Source organism: Ensifer sp. R-19 (assembly GCF_049905105.1).
GTDB lineage: Bacteria > Pseudomonadota > Alphaproteobacteria > Rhizobiales > Rhizobiaceae > Ensifer.
This window is the reverse complement of the sequence record NZ_CP184570.1, coordinates 615,682-635,173: the sequence shown is the minus strand read 5'-3', so window position 1 is coordinate 635,173 and position 19,492 is coordinate 615,682. Positions and strand designations below refer to the sequence as shown.

Sequence of the window (19,492 nt, the reverse complement as noted above, 5' to 3'; positions counted from 1 at the left end):
GAACCGGCGGCGCCGCCGCCGATCCAGCGAGGCCAGATCAGGAACCACTCTTAGGCAGGCCGGGCGGGTTGGTCTGGGCCTTGTCGACCGCCTCGGCACCCAGGCTCCAGCGCTTCAGCACCTCGCCATATTTGCCGCTCTTGATCAGATCGTTGAGCGCGACAGTGACGGCATCGGCGAGACCGCCGCCCTTGCGCGTCGTGACGGCGATCTCGGCCGTCAGCGGCCAGCCGCCGCTGGCGATGCCGACCACCTTGGTGTCATTCTTGATCGACGCGGCATAGGCTCTGGTGGCATTCGGGTTGAACTCGACGTCGGCGCGGCCCGACTGCAGCGCGAGATCGCCGGCGGCGCGGTCGTCGTAATATTGCACCTCGATTGGCTTTAGCCCGGCGGCGACGTTCTGCCGGTCCCATTCCAGAATGATCTTCTCCTGGTTGGTGCCGGCACCGGTGATCACCTTCAATCCGGCGACGTCCTTCGGTTCCTTGATCTCATTGATCTTGCTGTCGGACTTGACGAAGAAGCCGAGCACATCCTTGCGATAGGTGGAGAAATCGAACTTCTCCTTACGCTCCTCGGTCACCGTCACGTTGCTGATCACGGCGTCGTACTTGCCGGAGCTGACGCCGAGCGGCCAATCCGCCCAGGCGACGGGCACGAGTTCAAGCTCAAGGCCGAAGCTGTCGGCGAGCAGCGAAGCGATATCCGGATCGGCGCCGACAACGGTCTTGGAGTCCGATGCGTAAGTGGCAATCGGCGGGTCCCACGGGTTGACGGCAACGGTAAACTTGCCCGGATTGACGAACTTGAAGTCAGCAGCGATCGCCTTGATCGCCGCTTCGTTCTTTTCCGCGCGGATGCGGTTGGAGGTGTCGGGGCTGAGATCGAATTTCTCCTCGGCCTGGACGGGACCCAAGCCGAGGGTCACGGCTGTGACGGCACCGGCGAGAAGCAACTTTGCAGTGTCGAATATTGTCATAGTGCTCTCCTTTTCAATCATTGAGTGTTGATGATGGCAAAGCTTCCCCATCGGGAAAGGCGGACAGCTTTTTCAGAGAACGCGCGCGAGGAATTCGCGGGTGCGCGGATGGCTTGCTTCGGCGAAGATCTGCGCCGGCGGTCCGGCCTCGAGCAGGCGCCCCGCCTCCATGAAGATCACGGTGTCGGCGACCTCGCGGGCAAAGCCGACTTCGTGGGTGACGATGACAAGCGTCGTGCCGGTGCGGGCCAATTCCTTGATGACGTCGAGCACTTCGCCGACGAGCTCCGGATCGAGAGCCGACGTCGGCTCATCGAAGAGCAGCACTTTCGGGCGTAGCGCCAGCGCACGGGCAATCGCGACGCGCTGCTGCTGTCCGCCGGAGAGCTGACGCGGATAGGCGTTGATCTTGTCGCTCAAGCCGACGCGGTCCAGCAGATCCCGAGCGAGGCGCACCGCGTCATCCCGGCTGAGACCACGCACGTGGATGGGCGCCTCAATCAGGTTTTCAAGCACGGTCAGGTGCGGGAAAAGATTGAAGTTCTGGAACACCATGCCGATGTCGGCACGCCGTTTCAGGATTTCCTTTTCCTTCAGTTCGTAGAGCGTGTCGCCCTTCTGGCTGTAGCCGACAAGCTCGTCATCGATCGCGATGAAACCATCGTCGACGCGCTCGAGATGATTGATGGCGCGCAGGAGCGTGGACTTGCCCGAACCGGACGGCCCGAGGATCGCCGTGACGCTGCCGGCCGGCAGGTTCAGCTCGACCCGATCGAGCACCTTCAGCGGCCCGAAGTTCTTGGAAATGCCGTGCACATGCACGGCGCCGCCGGAGCGCAGGACCTGGGCGTCGCGAAAGCCCACTCTTGCGGCTGCACCAGAAGGGCCAGCGACCGCGGGCAAGGGCCGGCGGAAGCGCGCGACGAGTGCCTGAAACGGCAGCGGCACCGGATTGCGCACCGCGCCTCTCGAATAGTAGCGCTCGATGTAGTGCTGGGCGATCGAGAGCCCGGTCATGATCACCAGATACCAGACGGTCGCGACCATCAGGAGTGGGATGACCTCGAGATTGCGGCGATAGATGACCTGAACCGTGTAGAAGAGCTCGGGCAGCGCCAGCACGTAGACCATCGAGGTGCCCTTGGCGAGACCGATGATCTCGTTGAAGCCGGTGGGCAGGATCGAGCGCATGGCCTGTGGCAGCACGATGCGGAAGGCTTGGCGGCGGCGCGGCAGGCCCAGCGCCGCGGCCGCCTCGTGTTGCCCCTGATCGACGGCGAGAATGCCGCCACGCACGATCTCGGCGAAGAAGGCCGACTGATTGAGCGTAAGGCCAAGGAAGGCGGCGGCAAAGGGCGTCAGCAGCTGGGTCGTCGGATAGTTCAGCCAGACGGTGTCGGTGAAGGGCACGCCGATCGCGATCGTCTCGTAGAGGTAGCCGAGATTGTTGAGCACCAATAGCAGAACAATCAGCGGGATCGAGCGCAGCAGCCAGATATAGCCGAAGGAGAGGCTGGCAAGCAGCGGCGACTTCGACACGCGGGCAAGCGCCAAAGCGGTACCGAGAAGTGAACCCGAGACGGTGGCAAGCGCCGTCAATAGCAAGGTTCGACCGAGGCCCGCGATCACCGGTTCTGCGAAGAACCATTCGGCAAAAACCGGCCAGCCCCAACGCGGGTTGGTCAGCACCGAATAGAGCACGCTGGCAATCACGAGCGCCGCAAACAGCGTGCCGAGCGCGCGGCCCGGATGGCGAGCCGGTACGATGCGGTAGTGCGCATAGGCCGGATTGGGCTCACTGGTCCGGCTGACACCGGGCGCGCCGGCGAGATCGCTCAGAACTGCCATGTTGGATCCTCTCTTGAAAGTCGGTTGGCGGCCGGACTCGCGACCGGCGCGATCGCTCGGGGTCAGGCGTGGCTTGCGGTCTGGGGATGGGAAGGCGGCACTTCGCCGAGAAACGCAAGCGTCGTGACGAGGTGGGTGACGTCCTTCTCGAAGGGCAGCGTCTTGTAGACCTCCGGGTCGGCCTCGACGTCGAAGAGCGCGGTATAGCCGTTGGCGAGATAGAGGCCGACCGCTTCCGGTTGACGGAAGCCGGTGGTCAGATAGATGCGCGAATAGCCTTGCCGCGCCGCCTGCGCCTCGAGCTCGAACAGCACCTTGCGCGCCAGGCCTTGGCGCCGCAGATCGGAGCGGGTCCAGATGCGCTTGAACTCGGCGGTGTGGTCGTCATAGTACTTGAAGGCGCCGCCGCCGATGGTTTCGCCGTTGCGGATCAGGAGCACGAAATTGCCGTGCGGCGGCGCAAAGGCCTCTGCCGGATAGCGGTTCATCTCCGCCGCCGCCCCTTCTTCGCTGAAGTAGTTGCCGTAGCGGCTGTCGTATTCCACGATCAGTTCGTCGATCAGCGGCTTGGCGCGCGGGTCGAGGGGCGTGGTGTAGAGAAACGTGTCGCTCATGTCTTTCGCCATCCCATGGTCGTCATGCGAGAAAGGTTTCCACCAGCCGGATCCAGTAGCGGGCGGCCGGTGCGATGATCGCGTCGTTGAAATCGTATTCGGCGCTGTGAAGAGGCGCGCTGTCGCCGTTGCCGACGAAGGCGTAGTTGCCCGCCTTCTCCTCCAGGAAGAATGCGAAGTCCTCGCTGGCGGTGCGCGGCTTGAAGTCAGCAACGACCGCTTCGGGGCCAAAGGCCCTAAGCGCGACATTGCGGGCGAAATCCGTTTCACGCCGGTGGTTGACCAGCGCCGGGAAGCCGAGCCTGTAGTCGACCTCGGCCCTCGCGCCAAAACTTTCGGCCTGCGCCCGGGCCAGCGCCTGGACACGTTCGCCGAGCAGGCGACGGACCTCGCCATTGAAGGCACGCAAGGTCAGCTTCAGCGAGACGCTCTCGGGAATGACGTTCGACGCCTGGCCGCCGTGGATGGAGCCGACCGTAACGACGGCCATGTCCTGCGGGTCGACATTGCGCGAAACCAGGCTTTGCAACGCGGTGATCAGCGACGCCGTCGCCAGCACCGGATCGACGGTCAGATGCGGCTCAGCCCCATGCCCGCCCTTGCCGACGACCGTGATGTTGGCCTGATCGACCGAGGCCATGGCTGGACCGGCGACGAAGCCGAAGCGTCCGGCGGGCACGCCCGGCCAATTGTGCAGGCCGAAGACGGCGTCCACGGGGAAGCGCTCGAACAAGCCCTCCGACAGCATCTTGCGTGCGCCGGCACCGATTTCCTCGGCGGGCTGGAAGATCAGCCGCAGCGTGCCGTCGAAACGGCCCTCGACCGCCAGAAAGTGCGCGGCGGCGAGCAGGATCGCCGTGTGCCCGTCATGACCGCAGGCGTGCATGACGCCCTTGTGGCGGCTGGCATAGGCAAGCCCGGTCGCCTCCTCGATCGGCAGCGCATCCATGTCGGCGCGAAGGCCGATCACCTTCTCGCCGCTTCCGCGCCGAAGTGTTGCGACGATACCCGTGCCGGCGATGCCGCGGCTCACCTCATAGCCCCAGGCGGCGAGCAGATCGCCGACGAGACCGCTCGTCCGCTTCTCCTGAAAGGCTAGCTCCGGATGCTGATGCAGGTCGTGGCGAATGGCGACGATCTCATCGAGAAAGGCGGCAAGGCCTCGCTCCACGGCGGCGGACCTCTGGGTGTCGGTGAGAATGAGGTTCATGTGCGCAGCTCCGCCGATGCCATCAGGCCCCGACGGCCCTTCCTCGTTCGACATCCGCTGCCGGCGCGGCGTAGCGGCTCTCGCGGTAGGAGAGCCCGAGGTGGTCGCGCAGCGTTTCGCCTTCGAGCTCGCGCTTGAAGTAGCCGCGGCGCTCAAGCAGCGGCAGGACATGTTCGGCGAAATCGGCGAGCCCTTCGGCGATCACCGGGAAGCCGAGAATGAAGCCGTCTGCCGCATCCTCTTCGGTCCAGCGGATGATCTCGTCGGCGATATGCCCGGCCGTGCCGATGAAGGCGGTCCTTGGCGTTGCGACATCGAGCGCGATCTCGCGCAGGGTCGCCCCGGTTTCGCGCGCCGTCTTCTTGATGCGGTCGGTCGTTGCCCGGAAACTGTTCTTGCCGATGTCGCCGATATCGGGGAACGGCGCGTCCAGCGGATAGGCGCTGAAGTCGTGGTGGTCGAAGAAGCGGCCGAGATAGAGAAGCGCCTCTTCGATCGTCACCAGATCGCGAATGGCACGGTACTTCGCCTCGGCTTCCTCGGCAGTCGCGCCTACGATTGGGCCGATGCCGGGGAAGATGCCGATCTCGGCGGCGCGGCGCCCTTGAGCCACCGCACTTTGCTTGACCTGCTTGTAGAACGCTTTCGCATCCTCGATCGGGCCGCCGTTGGTGAACACCGCATCGGCGTGCTTGCCGGCAAGCCGAATACCGGAATCGGAGGCTCCCGCCTGGAACACCACCGGCTGTCCCTGTCTGGAGCGTTCGATATTGAGCGGCCCCTCGATCCGGAAGAACCGTCCCTTGTGGTTGAGCCGGCGCAGCTTCGACTTGTCGGCATACACGCCGGACGCGCGGTCACGCACGAAGGCGTCGTCGTCCCAACTGTCCCAGAGCCCCTTGATGGCGTCGAGATATTCGTCGGCAATCTCGTAGCGCAGCTCGTGCTCCGGATGTTCGCGCCCGTAGTTGCGGCCGGAACCTTCAAGCGGCGATGTCACGGCATTCCAGCCGGCGCGGCCACCACTGATCAGGTCGAGTGAAGCGAACTGGCGGGCAGTGGTGAACGGATCGCTGTAGGAGGTCGATACCGTGCCAACGAGACCGATCTTCGACGTCGAAGCGGCAAGGGCAGACAGGATCGTCAGCGGTTCAAAGCGATTGAGAAAATGCGGGATCGACTGCTCGTTGATGTAGAGGCCGTCAGCGACGAAGGCGAAGGCGATGCCGGCGGCTTCGGCCTTGCGCGCCGTTTCGACGAAGAAGCCGAAATTGACGCTGGCATCGGCCGGCCCGCTCGGGTGTTTCCAGGCATTCATGTGCCCGCCCGGCCCCTGCAACATGATACCGAAAGTCACATTCTTCTTGGTCATGACAGTTCCTTCCCGGAATGATTAGGCGGCGAGAGACAGTCGTTCTCGTGCAATGAGTTCGATCGAGGCGAAGCGTTCGGAAGCAGCAACCGAAGGCGTATCGATGATGAATTCCTGGACGCCGTAGCGACGATGCAAGTCGTCGAGCTCCCGGCGCACCTGCCGAGGCGTTCCGGTGAGCACGCTCGGCGTCTTTTTCTCGACGCGGTAGTCCGTGATGCCGGCCTGGCGGGCGTATTCGGCTGCCTGCTCCTCGCTGCCGACATTGACGCTCTGGCCGTTTGCAAGCAGCACCTTGAAGATCTTCAGATCGGCAACGCGTTCGCGCGCCCGCTGTTCGCTTTCAGCCGCGAAAGCTGCGAGAGCGAGGAGCGGCCGCTCGCCCTTCGTTGCGCGATCATAGGCGTCGAAGGTTCTTTGCAGATTGTCCGGATCGCCGTTGAGATGGCCGGCAAAGACAAGCTTCCAGCCTTTTTCGGCAGCCAGCAACGCGCTGTCGACGCTCGCTCCCAGCAGAAAGCGTTCCGGTGCGACGGGCGGCAGCGGCGTCGCCAACAGCTCCGAATCCGCGCCGCCCTCCGCCAGGAAATAACGGTTGAGATCGCTCAATTGCTCCGGGAAACTCGGCCGCAATGCCGGGTCAACTCCGACCTGCAACGCTTTGGTGGAGAACGGAAAACCACCAGGTGCCTTGCCGACGCCGAGATCGACCCGGGATGGTGCGAGACTGGCAAGCAGGTTGAAGGTCTCGGCGACCTTGTAAGCACTATAGTGCTGCAGCATGACGCCCCCGGAACCGATGCGGATCTTCGACGTCTTCGCCAGGAGGTACGCGATCAAGGTTTCCGGCGCGGAGCTTGCGAGGCCGGCTATGTTATGGTGCTCCGCGACCCAGAAGCGATGGTAGCCCCATTCCTCGGCCTTCACGGCAAGGTTGGCCGTCGCATGCAGGGCGTGTGTCGGCGTGCCTCCGGGATCGACGGGACTCTTGTCGAGAAGGCTGAGCAGATAGGACATGGGTTCTGAGTTCCGGCACAGTGGACAACATAACATCATTAAATACATAATTTTTATAGATTATAGGAATGACGTTCTCTTTCGCTGCCCAAAACAAGAAAAGTTGCCGCTTTCGTTGACGTCCCAAGAGGCGCCTTTCTCCAATCGTGGATCGGGCCCGGATGACTGCCGATGTTCAGGGCATCTCAAGCGTCCGTTGTTAGACGAGGGGACACCTTATAGATTGGAACGCCACCCTGGAGATTGGAAACATGGCGCTCAAGCGGATGGACAACGTAGGAATCGTCGTCGAAGACCTGGCAGCGGCGATTGATTTCTTTCGCGAGCTCGGCCTCGAGCTCGAAGGCCAGGCAACGATCGAAGGAGAATGGGCCGGACGCGTCACTGGACTGGGTGATCAGCGTGTCGAGATTGCCATGATGCGCACACCGGACGGCCACAGCCGGCTCGAGCTCTCCCGCTTCCTCACGCCACTTGTGGTCGCAGATCACCGGAACGCCCCGGTCAACGCCCTGGGCTACCTCCGCGTCATGTTCGCCGTGGACGACATCGACGAGACGCTTGAAAGGCTCTTCAAGCGCGGCGCGCAGCTGGTAGGCGAAGTAGTCCAGTATAAGGATGCGTATCGGCTCTGCTACATCCGTGGACCTGAAGGGCTTCTCATCGGACTCGCCCAAGAACTCAGCTGAGCTCAATACCAAGACGAATGGTAAAAAGTGTGCAATGTCAGCGGGCGCGTCTTGGGCCGACCCGCCTGTTCAAAGAGAGGACAAGGGCCATTGCGTACGACCTTCAAATAGCACATGCTCTCATCTTCAGTAGCCATTTTCAGGGCGCTGCTGCTTCGGGGCGTTAGTGTCCTGGCCCCAACGAAAGGAGGACCGCGTGTCTTCCGAGCTTCACCTTCACATTACCGCGCGTAATCTCGTCAACGTTAGCGGGTTTGGATACCGCGAACGCGGTCGGCTTCAGCAAATATGCAAAGGTGAAACTACGGCCGCACTCCGTATCAAGCGGTTCAGTTCGGCAGCACGAGGCCCCAGGCTTTCCTGCCTTCGTGGCGGAACGTTCCGTCCTTGCTGAGTGGACACAAAGGCACGGTCATGTCGCAGCATTGAAATACTGCAACCCACAATCAACCGAAAATCCAGGAGGATCAGATGGCCAAAGGCCAGGTAAGAAGCAATCGCGAAGTTCGAAAGCCGAAAAAGGACAAGTCCGTGGCACCGGCCGCCGCCGCCGCGCCGGGCAATCAGGTCAAGTTCGCCACGAGCGCGCCCAGCGTAGGCAAGAAGCAGAAATAGCTCTAGTGGAGCAGAGGCGACTTGCATGCCGCCTCTGCCACAGCTGATGACGCCAAGGTTATCGGCTTATCGACGGCGAGCGGTGGGCAGCTTTGATTAAGGCGGTGGCTCATCTATGGAGCTTCCGTTTTCATCCGTTCGGCTCCCTGATCCGGCCGGCACGCGCGGGGGTGCGTGGCGATCCCGGATTCGCAAGCTTTTCGAACGCCGCCCTGCAGGAGATAATTGCGGTCAACGCTATTGCATTGCGCATCCACTTCGTAGGATACGTTCCGGCACGCAGCGCCCGAAGGTTCAATGCTGCCAAGCTATGGCACCCTCCCGCGACATTCACCTTGCCACCAGAAGCGCACCCATGACGACATTTTGACCGACGAGGCCGAGCGCGATCGCCGTTATGCGGCGCGCATGGCTCGTCGGGCCCGACACTCTCCACCATTGCGCTTGAAACTCCGGCGCAAGCCATAGGCCTGGCAGGTTATTTGCGAGGCTAGGAAATACGGACCAGTTTTGATGAACACACATGTCTACTCACCGGCATCACTTGTGGAAAATGATGCCCGAGCGTGGTTGAAGATCCTCGCGAAATACCGTCAGCCCCGCATTGGGCGCAGCGCCTTGGAGCTCCTTGTCACAGTCGTGCCGTTCGCCGGCTTCTGGGCCATCGCCTATTTTGCCCTCGCGTATGGGTTCTGGTACGGGCTGATCGCAATCATTCCCGCCGCAGCCTTCCTCCTGCGCCTTTTCATGATCCAGCACGATTGCGGCCACGGTTCGTTCTTCGCCCGTCGCGGCCCCGACGATTGGACAGGTCGTGTCATCGGTGTGCTTACGTTGACGCCTTACGACTACTGGCGCCGGGCGCACGCCGCTCATCACGCCTCGGCTGGCAATCTGGACGAGCGGGGTACCGGCGACATCACCACGCTCACGATCTCGGAATACCGTGCACTTTCACCCGTGAAACGCCTGGGCTATCGCCTGTACCGGCACCCGCTTGTGATGTTCGGCATCGGCCCTGCCTGGCTCTTTCTCCTTAAGCAGCGTATGCCTTTCGGGATGATGAAGGAAGGTGCCCTGCCCTGGGTCTCCACCATGGCGACGAACGCTGCGATCCTGGTGTGCGCCGCCTTGGTGGCTTGGATGGTTGGGCTCCTGCCTTTCCTTGTGATCCACCTGCCGATCGTGCTGTTGGCCGGCGCCGCCGGCATCTGGCTCTTCTACGTGCAGCACCAGTTTGAGGAGACGCACTGGTCGGCCGGCGAGGATTGGCAGTTTCCCCAGGCAGCCCTCCATGGCGCATCCCACTATGACCTGCCGCTGGTGCTGAGATGGCTGACCGGCAATATCGGCATTCATCACGTGCATCACCTGTCGAGCAGGATCCCTTACTACAGATTGCCGGAAGTTCTGCGCGACCACCCCCAACTCGCGGATATCGGCCGCATCACTTTTTGGGAAAGCTTGCGCTGCGTTAGGCTCGTCTTGTGGGATGACGGACGCAAGAGACTCGTCTCATTCCGCGATGCCGCCAACAAGGCCATTCACCCTTGACAGGTGGGTTCCGGTTTCGTCTGGGCGTTGTTCACCCGCAAAGGATCCCGCGATGATCTCGGCATTCGCCGTAAAGCACAGAGCTGGAAGGAGCAGCTTGTCCACAGCCGCCGTTTCGTGAGAGAATCGAGAAATCGGAAGTACCGAAGCGCTCAACGGGTAAGCTGGGCCAAGTCCAGTCGTGTTTCAGCCTGTTGACTAGTTGGCCGCGGAACATGGAACTTCTCTTCGCCCTTGGCCTGATCGCCATCAAGATCGCGTTGCTGATCGCAATGCTGCTTCTTTTGCCTTTGCCGCTGACCTGGCTGGAACGCAAAATTGCCGGCCATATGCAGCAGCGGATGGGTCCCATGCGCGTGGGGTGGCACGGGTTGTTGCAGCCCGTGGCGGACGGTATCAAGCTTCTGACGAAAGAAGACCACATCCCTGCAGAGGCTGACCGCTTTCTGTTTAAGCTGGCGCCGATCCTGGCGCTCGCTCCGCCCTTTGTCGTATTCGTCGCGATCCCCTTCGGGGAGACAGTTTCAGTGCTCAATGCCGAGATCACGCTCTACGTTTCCAACCTGAACGTGGCACTGCTTTTCGTCTTCGCGGTGATCGGGTTGGAGGTCTATGGCGTCATCTTCGGCGGCTGGGCCGCCAACAGCAAATACGCGGTTCTAGGCAGTCTCAGGACCTGCGCGCAGATGATCAGCTACGAAATCCCCATGGGTTTCGCGGTCATCGGCGTCGTCATGCTGGCACAGTCGATGAGCCTCGTGGACATCGTGCGCGCCCAGAGCGATCTCTGGAACATCGTCTATCAGCCGATCGGGTTCTTCGTGTTCTTCGTCGCGGGCTTGGCCGAAGCGCAGCGCATTCCCTTCGACCTGGCCGAGGCGGAAGGGGATCTCGGCGCCGGGTTCCACACCGAGTACAGCGGAATCCGTTTCGCGCTCTTCATGGTCAGCGAATACGTCATCGTGCTCTTGGTATCGGTTCTCTCCGTCATCCTGTTTTTCGGCGGCTGGAACGGTATTCTGATTCCGCTGCCACCGCTTCTCTGGTTTGCGCTCAAGGTGGCATTCTTCATTTATGTTTTTATGTGGTTCCGCTTCACTTTGCCTCGCTATCGCTATGACCAACTGATGGCGATCGGATGGAAGGTCTTGCTTCCTTTGTCGATGGCGAACATAATTATCACTGGTATTGCTTTCACTTAGGGGCCATGGCGGCTCCTCCGCGTGCGTTCCTGGATCGGTGTCGATCCGAGGAAGGTACGTACAGCGATCGAAGGGACTACAGCGACCCTCCTGCGTCGGAATAAACGCACGCCGCTGTAGAATGGCGCGACGATGTCACGCGTAGTCGACAGAGCTGGAACATGGATCGGCTGGGCGCTTTTTGCGGATCTGCTAAGCGCCTTCACGCTGACCTTTGGCTATATGTTCTCCAAGCCGGTGACCATGCAGTATCCGGACAAGGAGAAATGGCTCCCCTACTCGCGCTATCGCGGGCATCACTTCCTGAAACGGGACGAAGAGGGCGAAATCAAATGCGTCGCGTGCGAACTCTGCGCTCGCATCTGCCCCTGCGATTGCATCGAAGTCGTTCCTTATGAGGACGAGAAGGGCAACCGCCACCCAGCAAAATTCGAGATCGACACGGCCCGGTGCCTGTTCTGCGGCCTGTGCGAGGACGCCTGCCCTGCGGACGCCATCGCACTTGGCCAGCAGTACGAGTTCTCGAGTTTCTCGTCACGTGACCTGGTGATCGGACGTGACGATCTGCTTGGCAAACCTGGAAAGGCAATGACCGGCGGTGGCGTCGTCGCCGCACGCCTGAACACGGAACAGGACGTGCTGGTCGAGACGAGCGAGCCGCATGGCTATAACTGGTGGCGCAACATCCGGCGAACGTGAGGAGCAACGATCAAACCGGCGCGCGCAGATAGGAGGCTCAGATGCTTGTCGGTGAAATCGTGAAAGACAAGGGCGCTGGAGTGATCGCGGTCGCTCCCGACCAGACGATGGTGGAGATCCTGCGGCTCTTTCGTGACAACAATATCGGCTTCGTGGTCGTCAGCCACGCGCCCGGAAGGTATCTGGGCACGCTGTCGGAACGGGACTGCTGCAACGCACTTGCGGAATACGGGCCCGAGGCGGCGCTGATGCCGGTCGCCGATATTATGAACCGCAACGTGGCGATTTGCTCGGCTGTCGACGGGCTACCCCTGGTGATGTCGATCATGACCCAGAGACGGACACGTCACGTGCTGGTCATAGAGGAGGAGGCCATTGTGGGCGTCGTCAGCATCGGCGATGTGGTCAAGCATCGGCTGGACGAAGCGCAGCGCACGGAGCGGCACCTGCACGAATACATTGCCGGGGCCGGTTACCACTGATGAGGTCCGCGCCGGCCGAATGGCGAGAATGCAGGGAACAGTGCCTCGCGCCCAACCTCACGCTCCACGCCAGATTCGATTCGTACCCTTGATTTCGTGGGCGGCTTGCGCCTTTTGAACCTCGACCGGACACGGGTATTCACCCCGCTGCATCAAGCTGTTGAGGCGCAGAGACCGATAGTTTTCGGGGATAAAGACGAGGCCCTTGGGAAACGGCTTCTCGACCTTAAGCTGCGCGCTCAGTTCGCCACGGGTTGACCGAACGACAACCTGATCACCATCTGCAAGGCCAAGCTGCGCAGCATCCTCGGCGCTCATCGCGACATAGGGGTCGTTGGCGACCGTATTCAGAATCTCCGAGCGCTCCGAAAGATAGCCATTGTGGAACAAACAGTTGCCAGTGACGAGCATGAGCCCGTCGCTCGCCCGGGAAACAGCCGGCGGTGCATAGAAGGCGCCCAAGGGTGGCGTCGGGCTCGCCTTGGTGAAGGCACCGTCGGCGCCAAGCCCGGCCCAGGTCAACGCCTGATAGGCCGGAAGCAGCCGGGCGATCTCATCGAAAATCTCGACGTGTGTCGAATGCTGCAATGTTTGGCCGCGCAGTGCTGCGACAAAATCGAAGATAGCGAGATTGCCCCGCGCCTCGAAGACCGGTTCCCGGAACTTGCGGACCTGCTGGATGCGACCCTCGTTGTTAGTAAAGCTGCCGTGCTCTTCACCGTAGCCCGCCGCTGGCAAAACGACCTCGGCCAGTGCGGCCGTCTCCGTAAGGAAACTGTCCTGCACGATCAGCAGATCAGCAGCCCCAAGGGCCCGTGCCACGAACTCCCTGTCCGGATAGGCGATCAGCGGGTCGGTTCCGACAAGGTAGAGGGCGCCCATCTGCCCAGCGACGCACAGATCCAGCATCGCGTCGAGATCAGAACCCGGCTCGTGAGGGATTTCGGTGCCCCAGTTCCGGGCAAGAGCGCTGCGCACCGTATCGTCGGCGGCCAAAGCCCCCATATCCCACGCGCCCATCTGGTTGGCGCGGTCGAAAAGGATCTGCAATGTTGGGGTCTTGCCGAGGAGGCGGAGCAGTTGCAAGAGGTTGTTGAGCTGGTGCAACACCACCCGCGCTTCGGACGATCTCAGGAGGTCGACACCGACGAGCACGGTGACGGTGTCGCCTTCGTTGAGCGCGGCGGCCAGGCGATCTGGTCCGCTGCCAATGCGAGCTGCCGGGCCGCCGATCGTTGCCCCGATCTCTGCAAGAACGTCACCCGACAGTTTCTCGCCGGCTGCCACCGCCAGTGCGGCGACAACGGACGCAAGGCTCGTCGCCTCGCCACCGGGCGGTACGCGAACCACAGCCTCGGCATCGGCGTCGAGGCGGGACGGTCGCGTTGTGAGGATGAGCAATCGGGTGCCGCGCCGCCGGGCGGCATCCCGCAGCAGATATTCTGTGACCGGGTTCTCCTCGGTCACGTTGCCACCGATGACAAGCACGCGGTCGACACCGATCACCTCCTGCAGCGGCGCACGCGTGTAGCTCGCCATCAGAGGGGCGAGTGCATCGAAGGGCGTAGACCAGCGCGACGAGCAGTCGATGTTGTTGGTCCGGAAGACCGTACGCATGAGCTTCTGGAACTGATAGAGCACCTCATTGGGCAGGCGCGGCGAGACAACTCCGCCAGAAGCCTTGCTTTCGACCGCCGCCAGCCGCCGGCGCAGATAGTCTCCTGCTTCGTCCCAGGAAACCGGAACCAGCGCGCCATCGCGGCGGATCATTGGTCGTTTGATCCGGTCGTGGCCTTCGATGAAGTCAAGGCCGAACCGGCCGCGTGCGCATAGCGTTTCGCGGTTGACGCCGTGCTCCTCCTTGGAGCGAACCCGCATGAACTCGCCCTTGCGCGCGCCGACCGTCAGCTGACATCCGGTGCCGCAATGCGGGCAGATCGTGTCGACCTCGGCGAGATCCCAGGGCCGCGCCTTGTAGCGATAGGGAAAGCTCATCAGCGCGCCGACCGGGCAGACTTCGATGCAGTTGCCGCATTGGTCGCAACTGGCGAGACTGCCCTCGAAGCCGGTGACGGCCGTATCCATGCCCTTCTCGACGGTGCCGAGGGCGACCGCGCCGACGACCTCCTCACACATCCGCACGCAGCGCTGGCACTGGATACAGCGGTTGACGTTCATGATGACGACGGGGCTGAGGCGAATATCGCGAGAATGGAAGACGCGCTTGGGATCATGAAAGCGGCTTCTCCCCGGACCATAGGCCATCACCATGTCCTGAAGCTCGCATTCGCCACCCTTGTCGCAGATCGGACAGTCGAGCGGGTGGTTGGCGAGCAGCATGTCCAGCATGGAAGAACGCGTTTCATCAATCAGCGGCGTGTCTGTTCGCACGACCATGCCTTCAGTGACAGCTGTGGCGCAGGACGGCTGTAGCCGACGCAGCCCCTCAATCTCGATGAGACACATGCGGCAGGAGGCAAGCGGCGGCAGGCGCTTCAGGTAGCAGAAGGTCGGAATTTCGATGCCCAATCGCTGGGCGGCCTGCAACACAGTCGAGCCGGCCTCGACTTCCAGTGTTTGCCCATTGATCGTAACGCTAACCATGGCCTACTCGCCCGCGCTAGAGCGCTCCTCAGTGGAACGGACACTTCCGCTCCTCGATATGGGCGACGAACTCCTCGCGGAAATGCGCCAGCGAGGCCCGCAATCCCATCGCCGCGCCGTCACCCAAAGCACAAAACGTATTGCCGAAAATGCCTTTGCAGAGCATATCCAGCTGCTCCATGTCGCCGGGGGCGCCCTCGCCCGCTTCGATCCGGCGCAGCACTTTCACCACCCAGTTCAGCCCCTCGCGGCAGGGTGTGCACTTGCCACAGGACTCGTGGTGAAAGAACTCGATGATGCGGGTGGCGACCTTGACCATGCAGGTCGTGTCGTCGACGACGATCACCCCGGCCGAGCCCAGCATCGTGCCGGCGGCAGCAAGCGAGTCAAAGTCCATCCCGACGTCCAGGCCAGGCTCAGGGATCACCGGCGCGGAAACACCACCTGGGATCACCGCCTTGATCTTGCGACCGGCCGGCGGCCCGCCGGCATGGTCCTCGATGAGTTCGCGAAGCGGAATTCCCATCGGCAGTTCGTAAAGCCCGGGTTTGCGCACCTGCCCGCTGACGCAATAGAGCTTCGGTCCGGGGCTCTTCTCCGGTCCGATGCTGCGGAACCAATCGGCGCCCCGAGCCACGATATGCGGCACGCAGACCAGCGTCTCGACATTGTTGATGACAGTCGGGCTGGCATAGAGCCCGGCAACCGCCGGGAAAGGCGGCTTCAGGCGCGGCTGCGCCCTCTTGCCCTCCAGCGAGTCGAGCATCGCGGTCTCCTCGCCACAGATATAGGCACCCGCGCCGCAATGGACGTGGACGACGAAATTGAAATCCGAGCCCAGTATCCGGGTTCCGAGATACCCTTTGGCCTTGGCCTCCGCGATCGCCTGTTCCAGCCGCCGGATCGCCAGCACATACTCTCCGCGAATATAGACATAGGCGACCTCAGCCCCGATCGCGTAGGCACTGATCGCCATGCCCTCGATCAGCTGGTGCGGGTCGCGCTCCATGACGATACGGTCCTTGAAGGTGCCGGGCTCCCCTTCGTCTGCGTTGCAGCAGAGATATTTCGGTTTGTCGGCCCGCTTCGGCACGAAACTCCACTTCATGCCGGTCGGAAACCCGGCTCCGCCGCGGCCGCGCAGGTTCGATCTTTTTATGAGCTCGATGATCTCGTCGGGCGTGTATTCCTTGAGGGCTTTGGCAAGCCCTCGGTAGCCACCGCCGGCCTCATAGGTGGAGAGGAGATGTCCATCCGGCACGTGCACGTTCTTCAAAAGAACCGGTTCGTACATGGCGCTATTCCCCCGGTGGTTCGGCGGCAGCAAGATCGGCGCCGGTCGTCTCAGGCACCGTCGCGCGCAGCCGGGCGAGGAGCGCATCGATCCGCTCGACGTCGAGATTGCCGTGATAGTCGTCGCCGACCTGCATCACCGGGGCCATCTCGCAGGCACCGAGGCATTCGACGGTCGAGAGCGTGAACAGCCCGTCGGGGGTCGTGCCGCCCTTCTTGATCCTAAGGACCTCCTCCAGATGCGTCAGCAGATCCTCGGATCGCCGCAACATGCAGGAGACGTTGTCGCAGAGCTGTAGATGGAACGTCCCCACCGGCTCGGTATGGAAAAGCGTATAGAAGGTCGCCAGCTCGTAGACCCAAATCCGCTCGACGCCGAGGAGGTCGGCGACCTCTTCCAGCACCGGCCCGGGCAGATGGCCATGTTCCCGCTGCGCGATCAGAAGCGCGGGCATGATCGCCGAGCGCTGGTCGGGGTACCGCGCTGCCGCCTGTTCGATCTTTTCACGCAACGTCATCACGTCCAAATCCCTGCTACTTGTCCACCTCCGCCATCACAGGATCGAGGCTGCCGAGCACGGCGATCATGTCCGCCAGATAGCGAGCGTTCGTCACTCCGAAGATCGCCTGGAGGTTGACGAACGAGGGTGCCCTGACCTTCATGCGAAACGGTTTCGGCGACCCGTCGCTGATGATGTAGAACCCCAGCTCACCCTTGGGTGCCTCGATTGCCGAATAGACCTCCCCCTTCGGCACGTTGAAGCCGTAGGCCGACAGGTCGAAATGCTGGATCAACGCCTCCATCGAGCAATGCACGCGCTCCTTGTCGACGGGGAAGGCGATCGTCGGCATGTCGACCTGGAACGGCCCCTCGGGCATCTGGTCGATGCATTGTTCGATGATCCGCATGCTTTCGCGCATCTCGTCGACCCGGCACCGCCAACGCGCATAACAATCGCCCTCGGTGCGGGTGATGACATTGAAATCGAGCCGGTCGTAGATCTCGTAAGGCTCGTCACGGCGGATGTCCCAGTCGACGCCGGAGGCCCGCAGGTTCGGACCGCTGAGGCCCAGATCAATGGCGTCTTCGGCAGAGATCACGCCAATCCCCTGAGTGCGTTTGAGGAACACCCGGTTGTCTTCGAGCAGCCGCTCATAGTCGCGGATCCGGTTCGGGAAGATCTCGCAAAACTCCCGGATCTTCGGGAAGAATTCGTCAGGAAGGTCCTCGCGCACGCCACCAACCCGGCAGAAGGAAGTGTGCATACGCGCACCGGTGATCATTTCCATGAGATCCATGATCATTTCGCGTTCGCGCATCACGTAAAGCAGCGCGGTCATGGCGCCAAGATCCATCGGCAGTGCGCCGGTGATCAGCAGATGACCGGATATGCGCGCGAGTTCCGCCATCATCACGCGGATATATTGCGCCCGGATCGGGGCCTCGATGCCAAGGAGCTTCTCAACCGCAAGCGCGAAGGCCAGGTTGTTCGAAGGTGGGCAGAGATAGTCGAGCCGGTCGGTCAGCGGGAAGATCTGCGTATAGGTGAAGCTTTCCGCCAGTTTTTCGGTGCCGCGATGCAGGTACCCGATGTGGGGGTCCACACGCTTGACATATTCGCCGTCCAGTTCGAGGACGAGCCGGAGGACCCCATGGGTGCTGGGGTGCTGGGGCCCGAGATTGAGAAGCACTTCCTTGCTGTTGAGCGCTTCTCCTTCCGGCCTCGTGAGCTCGGTGACTTCGGTCATCTCAACTCTCCAGCGTCGATCGGTCTCCGTAGTTCATGATGATTTCGGATCGGTCCCAGCGGAAATCCGCCCGCACCTTTCCTCCCTCCCTATGGAATCTCCCGCGTGGCGAGGTCTGGCTGTGTCGGCGGCGGGCCTTCGGCACCAAACGGGTTCAGCTTGTCCTTGTAACCCCTGAGCGGGAAATCCTTGCGCTGAGGAAAGCCCTCAAAGCCCTCCCACATATAGATCCGGCGCAAATCGGGATGCCCCTGGAACCGGATGCCATACATGTCCCAGGCCTCGCGCTCATGCCAGTTGGCGGTGCGCCAGACCGGGGTGACCGAGGGGACCTCGGGCGGATCGCCAAGCCGACACTTGATGCGGACCCGCCAGCGGTTGGGCAGCGAATAGAGATGATAGACCGCCTCGAAGCGCGGCGTTTCGGGATAGTGGTCGACGCCGCAGATGTCGGAAAGGAAATTGAACCTGAGCTCCGGATCGTCTTTCAGGAACCGGCAGAACTCGACGATCTTTTCGGGCGGAACCACAAAGACATCGATGCCATGCGCAGTGCCGAGATCCTCGATCGTTTCCCCGAAGCGCTCCAGGATCGGAGCGCGATTGAGAGACGGTTCGACACTCATGATGCCGCAGCCCGATCGAGAGGCGTTCCGGCCAGCGCGCGGGACCTCTTGATCTTTTCTTGCAGCAGCAGGAAGCCATGCATCAGCGCCTCGGGGCGCGGTGGGCATCCGGGGACGTGCACGTCAACCGGAACGAAGGTTTCAGACCCTTGCACCACGGCATAGGTGTTGTAGACGCCGCCCGATATGGCGCAGGTACCCATGGCGATCACCCAGCGCGGTTCCGGCATCTGGTCGTAGAGCCGGCGCACGACGGGCGCGAACTTCCGGGTCACGGTGCCGGCGATGATCATCACATCGGACTGCCGCGGCGAAGGGCGGAACACCACACCGAACCGGTCGAGGTCGTAGCGCGCGCAACCGGCCGAGATCATTTCGATGGCACAACAGGCGATACCGAAGGTCTCGGGCCACAAGGCCGAGCTTCGGCTCCAATTGATGACGCTCTCGGCCGTGGTGAACAGCACGCTGTCCTGGATCGTGTTTCCTACTCCTCCCATTCCAGCGCTCCCTTCAGCCAGGCGTAGGCGAAGCCCACGAGAAGCAGGACGATGAAGACGAACATCTCAAGATAGCCGACGATACCGATCTCTTTGAGGACGACCGCCCAGGGAAAGAGAAACATCGCCTCGACATCGAAGACGACCAGGAGGATCGCGAGGATGAAGAACTGCACCCTGAAGCGCCCCCCGGCGGCTTCGCCTGCCGGGTCCATGCCGCATTCATAGGGCATGTTCTTTTCGAGATAAGGATTGGACGGCCGCAAGAGCGAGGAAACAAAAAGCGTCGCCCCCACCACCAGAACAATTCCGGCGATCATGAAAAGAACCGGGAGGAATTCCGCTGCAGACATATTGCGCAGCCCGGTCACCCATCGGGGACGTTGCTCAAGCCGCGATCGGCTCCTTCGGGCCGGTAACGCGGTCGCCCCGGGAA

General features: G+C 62.0%; 19 protein-coding genes. 6 read left to right on the top strand and 13 right to left on the bottom strand.

What is annotated here, in order from left to right:
* Positions 1–37 precede the first annotated feature (37 nt).
* From ACN9MO_RS22195 to ACN9MO_RS22170, 6 genes are all read right to left on the bottom strand, one after another.
* Positions 38–982 (bottom strand): ABC transporter substrate-binding protein, encoded by a 945-nt coding sequence (locus ACN9MO_RS22195; RefSeq protein ID WP_057248718.1) that lies wholly within the window; start codon positions 980–982, stop codon positions 38–40.
* Between the two features lie 72 nt (positions 983–1,054).
* Positions 1,055–2,830: an amino acid ABC transporter permease/ATP-binding protein gene (locus tag ACN9MO_RS22190; protein WP_113131849.1), complete on the bottom strand. Its 1,776-nt coding sequence runs from the start codon at positions 2,828–2,830 to the stop codon at positions 1,055–1,057.
* Positions 2,831–2,892: 62 nt separating this feature from the next.
* Positions 2,893–3,444, bottom strand: coding sequence for a GNAT family N-acetyltransferase (locus ACN9MO_RS22185; RefSeq protein ID WP_082615748.1), 552 nt, complete (start codon positions 3,442–3,444; stop codon positions 2,893–2,895).
* 22 nt (positions 3,445–3,466) lie between these two features.
* Positions 3,467–4,654, bottom strand: a complete 1,188-nt coding sequence (locus ACN9MO_RS22180) for a M20 aminoacylase family protein (RefSeq protein WP_112995856.1) — start codon at positions 4,652–4,654, stop codon at positions 3,467–3,469.
* 22 nt (positions 4,655–4,676) lie between these two features.
* Complete coding sequence (locus tag ACN9MO_RS22175; RefSeq protein ID WP_112995828.1) at positions 4,677–6,026, bottom strand: LLM class flavin-dependent oxidoreductase; 1,350 nt, start codon at positions 6,024–6,026, stop codon at positions 4,677–4,679.
* Between the two features lie 21 nt (positions 6,027–6,047).
* Positions 6,048–7,043 (bottom strand): MsnO8 family LLM class oxidoreductase, encoded by a 996-nt coding sequence (locus tag ACN9MO_RS22170; protein ID WP_112995829.1) that lies wholly within the window; start codon positions 7,041–7,043, stop codon positions 6,048–6,050.
* Positions 7,044–7,294: 251 nt separating this feature from the next.
* Here ACN9MO_RS22170 and ACN9MO_RS22165 point away from each other — a divergent pair, with 251 nt between their 5' ends.
* From ACN9MO_RS22165 to ACN9MO_RS22140, 6 genes are all read left to right on the top strand, one after another.
* Positions 7,295–7,732: a VOC family protein gene (locus tag ACN9MO_RS22165; RefSeq protein ID WP_113131850.1), complete on the top strand. Its 438-nt coding sequence runs from the start codon at positions 7,295–7,297 to the stop codon at positions 7,730–7,732.
* Positions 7,733–8,203: 471 nt separating this feature from the next.
* Positions 8,204–8,347: a hypothetical protein gene (locus ACN9MO_RS22160; RefSeq protein ID WP_192495581.1), complete on the top strand. Its 144-nt coding sequence runs from the start codon at positions 8,204–8,206 to the stop codon at positions 8,345–8,347.
* A 513-nt stretch (positions 8,348–8,860) separates the two neighbouring features.
* The gene (locus tag ACN9MO_RS22155) at positions 8,861–9,901 is read left to right on the top strand and encodes a fatty acid desaturase family protein (protein ID WP_112995830.1); all 1,041 of its coding nucleotides are present in this window, start codon (positions 8,861–8,863) and stop codon (positions 9,899–9,901) included.
* 215 nt (positions 9,902–10,116) lie between these two features.
* Complete coding sequence (gene nuoH, locus ACN9MO_RS22150; protein ID WP_057248724.1) at positions 10,117–11,103, top strand: NADH-quinone oxidoreductase subunit NuoH; 987 nt, start codon at positions 10,117–10,119, stop codon at positions 11,101–11,103.
* A 132-nt stretch (positions 11,104–11,235) separates the two neighbouring features.
* Entirely contained in the window at positions 11,236–11,802 is a 567-nt protein-coding gene (locus ACN9MO_RS22145; protein ID WP_057248725.1) for an NADH-quinone oxidoreductase subunit I, read from the top strand.
* Between the two features lie 41 nt (positions 11,803–11,843).
* Entirely contained in the window at positions 11,844–12,284 is a 441-nt protein-coding gene (locus tag ACN9MO_RS22140; protein ID WP_057248726.1) for a CBS domain-containing protein, read from the top strand.
* Positions 12,285–12,341: 57 nt separating this feature from the next.
* Here the strand turns inward: ACN9MO_RS22140 and nuoG are convergent, their stop codons facing one another.
* From nuoG to ACN9MO_RS22105, 7 genes are all read right to left on the bottom strand, one after another.
* Positions 12,342–14,888 carry an NADH-quinone oxidoreductase subunit NuoG gene (nuoG, locus tag ACN9MO_RS22135; RefSeq protein WP_112995831.1) on the bottom strand — a complete coding sequence of 849 codons (2,547 nt, stop codon included), beginning with the start codon at positions 14,886–14,888 and terminating at the stop codon, positions 12,342–12,344.
* A 28-nt stretch (positions 14,889–14,916) separates the two neighbouring features.
* The gene (gene nuoF, locus ACN9MO_RS22130; protein ID WP_113131851.1) at positions 14,917–16,182 is read right to left on the bottom strand and encodes an NADH-quinone oxidoreductase subunit NuoF; all 1,266 of its coding nucleotides are present in this window, start codon (positions 16,180–16,182) and stop codon (positions 14,917–14,919) included.
* Between the two features lie 4 nt (positions 16,183–16,186).
* On the bottom strand, positions 16,187–16,699 hold the full coding sequence (gene nuoE, locus ACN9MO_RS22125) for an NADH-quinone oxidoreductase subunit NuoE (protein ID WP_425987785.1): 513 nt from the start codon (positions 16,697–16,699) through the stop codon (positions 16,187–16,189).
* A 16-nt stretch (positions 16,700–16,715) separates the two neighbouring features.
* A complete protein-coding gene (nuoD, locus tag ACN9MO_RS22120; RefSeq protein ID WP_113131852.1) occupies positions 16,716–17,930 on the bottom strand; it encodes an NADH dehydrogenase (quinone) subunit D in 1,215 nt (404 codons plus the stop codon).
* Between the two features lie 89 nt (positions 17,931–18,019).
* The gene (locus tag ACN9MO_RS22115) at positions 18,020–18,556 is read right to left on the bottom strand and encodes an NADH-quinone oxidoreductase subunit C (protein ID WP_112995834.1); all 537 of its coding nucleotides are present in this window, start codon (positions 18,554–18,556) and stop codon (positions 18,020–18,022) included.
* Complete coding sequence (locus ACN9MO_RS22110; RefSeq protein ID WP_057248732.1) at positions 18,553–19,056, bottom strand: NuoB/complex I 20 kDa subunit family protein; 504 nt, start codon at positions 19,054–19,056, stop codon at positions 18,553–18,555. The genes ACN9MO_RS22115 and ACN9MO_RS22110 overlap by 4 nt, the downstream gene beginning before the upstream one ends.
* The gene (locus tag ACN9MO_RS22105; RefSeq protein ID WP_057248733.1) at positions 19,044–19,409 is read right to left on the bottom strand and encodes an NADH-quinone oxidoreductase subunit A; all 366 of its coding nucleotides are present in this window, start codon (positions 19,407–19,409) and stop codon (positions 19,044–19,046) included. The genes ACN9MO_RS22110 and ACN9MO_RS22105 overlap by 13 nt, the downstream gene beginning before the upstream one ends.
* Between the last annotated feature and the right edge of the window lie 83 nt (positions 19,410–19,492).

What these genes read in the sequence shown, in the direction of transcription:
- ACN9MO_RS22195 (WP_057248718.1), bottom strand. Translation starts at nt 982, where the DNA reads ATGACAATATTCGACACTGCAAAGTTGCTTCTCGCCGGTGCCGTCACA.
- ACN9MO_RS22190 (WP_113131849.1), bottom strand. Translation starts at nt 2,830, where the DNA reads ATGGCAGTTCTGAGCGATCTCGCCGGCGCGCCCGGTGTCAGCCGGACC.
- ACN9MO_RS22185 (WP_082615748.1), bottom strand. Translation starts at nt 3,444, where the DNA reads ATGAGCGACACGTTTCTCTACACCACGCCCCTCGACCCGCGCGCCAAG.
- ACN9MO_RS22180 (WP_112995856.1), bottom strand. Translation starts at nt 4,654, where the DNA reads ATGAACCTCATTCTCACCGACACCCAGAGGTCCGCCGCCGTGGAGCGA.
- ACN9MO_RS22175 (WP_112995828.1), bottom strand. Translation starts at nt 6,026, where the DNA reads ATGACCAAGAAGAATGTGACTTTCGGTATCATGTTGCAGGGGCCGGGC.
- ACN9MO_RS22170 (WP_112995829.1), bottom strand. Translation starts at nt 7,043, where the DNA reads ATGTCCTATCTGCTCAGCCTTCTCGACAAGAGTCCCGTCGATCCCGGA.
- ACN9MO_RS22165 (WP_113131850.1), top strand. Translation starts at nt 7,295, where the DNA reads ATGGCGCTCAAGCGGATGGACAACGTAGGAATCGTCGTCGAAGACCTG.
- ACN9MO_RS22160 (WP_192495581.1), top strand. Translation starts at nt 8,204, where the DNA reads ATGGCCAAAGGCCAGGTAAGAAGCAATCGCGAAGTTCGAAAGCCGAAA.
- ACN9MO_RS22155 (WP_112995830.1), top strand. Translation starts at nt 8,861, where the DNA reads ATGAACACACATGTCTACTCACCGGCATCACTTGTGGAAAATGATGCC.
- nuoH (WP_057248724.1), top strand. Translation starts at nt 10,117, where the DNA reads ATGGAACTTCTCTTCGCCCTTGGCCTGATCGCCATCAAGATCGCGTTG.
- ACN9MO_RS22145 (WP_057248725.1), top strand. Translation starts at nt 11,236, where the DNA reads ATGTCACGCGTAGTCGACAGAGCTGGAACATGGATCGGCTGGGCGCTT.
- ACN9MO_RS22140 (WP_057248726.1), top strand. Translation starts at nt 11,844, where the DNA reads ATGCTTGTCGGTGAAATCGTGAAAGACAAGGGCGCTGGAGTGATCGCG.
- nuoG (WP_112995831.1), bottom strand. Translation starts at nt 14,888, where the DNA reads ATGGTTAGCGTTACGATCAATGGGCAAACACTGGAAGTCGAGGCCGGC.
- nuoF (WP_113131851.1), bottom strand. Translation starts at nt 16,182, where the DNA reads ATGTACGAACCGGTTCTTTTGAAGAACGTGCACGTGCCGGATGGACAT.
- nuoE (WP_425987785.1), bottom strand. Translation starts at nt 16,699, where the DNA reads ATGACGTTGCGTGAAAAGATCGAACAGGCGGCAGCGCGGTACCCCGAC.
- nuoD (WP_113131852.1), bottom strand. Translation starts at nt 17,930, where the DNA reads ATGACCGAAGTCACCGAGCTCACGAGGCCGGAAGGAGAAGCGCTCAAC.
- ACN9MO_RS22115 (WP_112995834.1), bottom strand. Translation starts at nt 18,556, where the DNA reads ATGAGTGTCGAACCGTCTCTCAATCGCGCTCCGATCCTGGAGCGCTTC.
- ACN9MO_RS22110 (WP_057248732.1), bottom strand. Translation starts at nt 19,056, where the DNA reads ATGGGAGGAGTAGGAAACACGATCCAGGACAGCGTGCTGTTCACCACG.
- ACN9MO_RS22105 (WP_057248733.1), bottom strand. Translation starts at nt 19,409, where the DNA reads ATGTCTGCAGCGGAATTCCTCCCGGTTCTTTTCATGATCGCCGGAATT.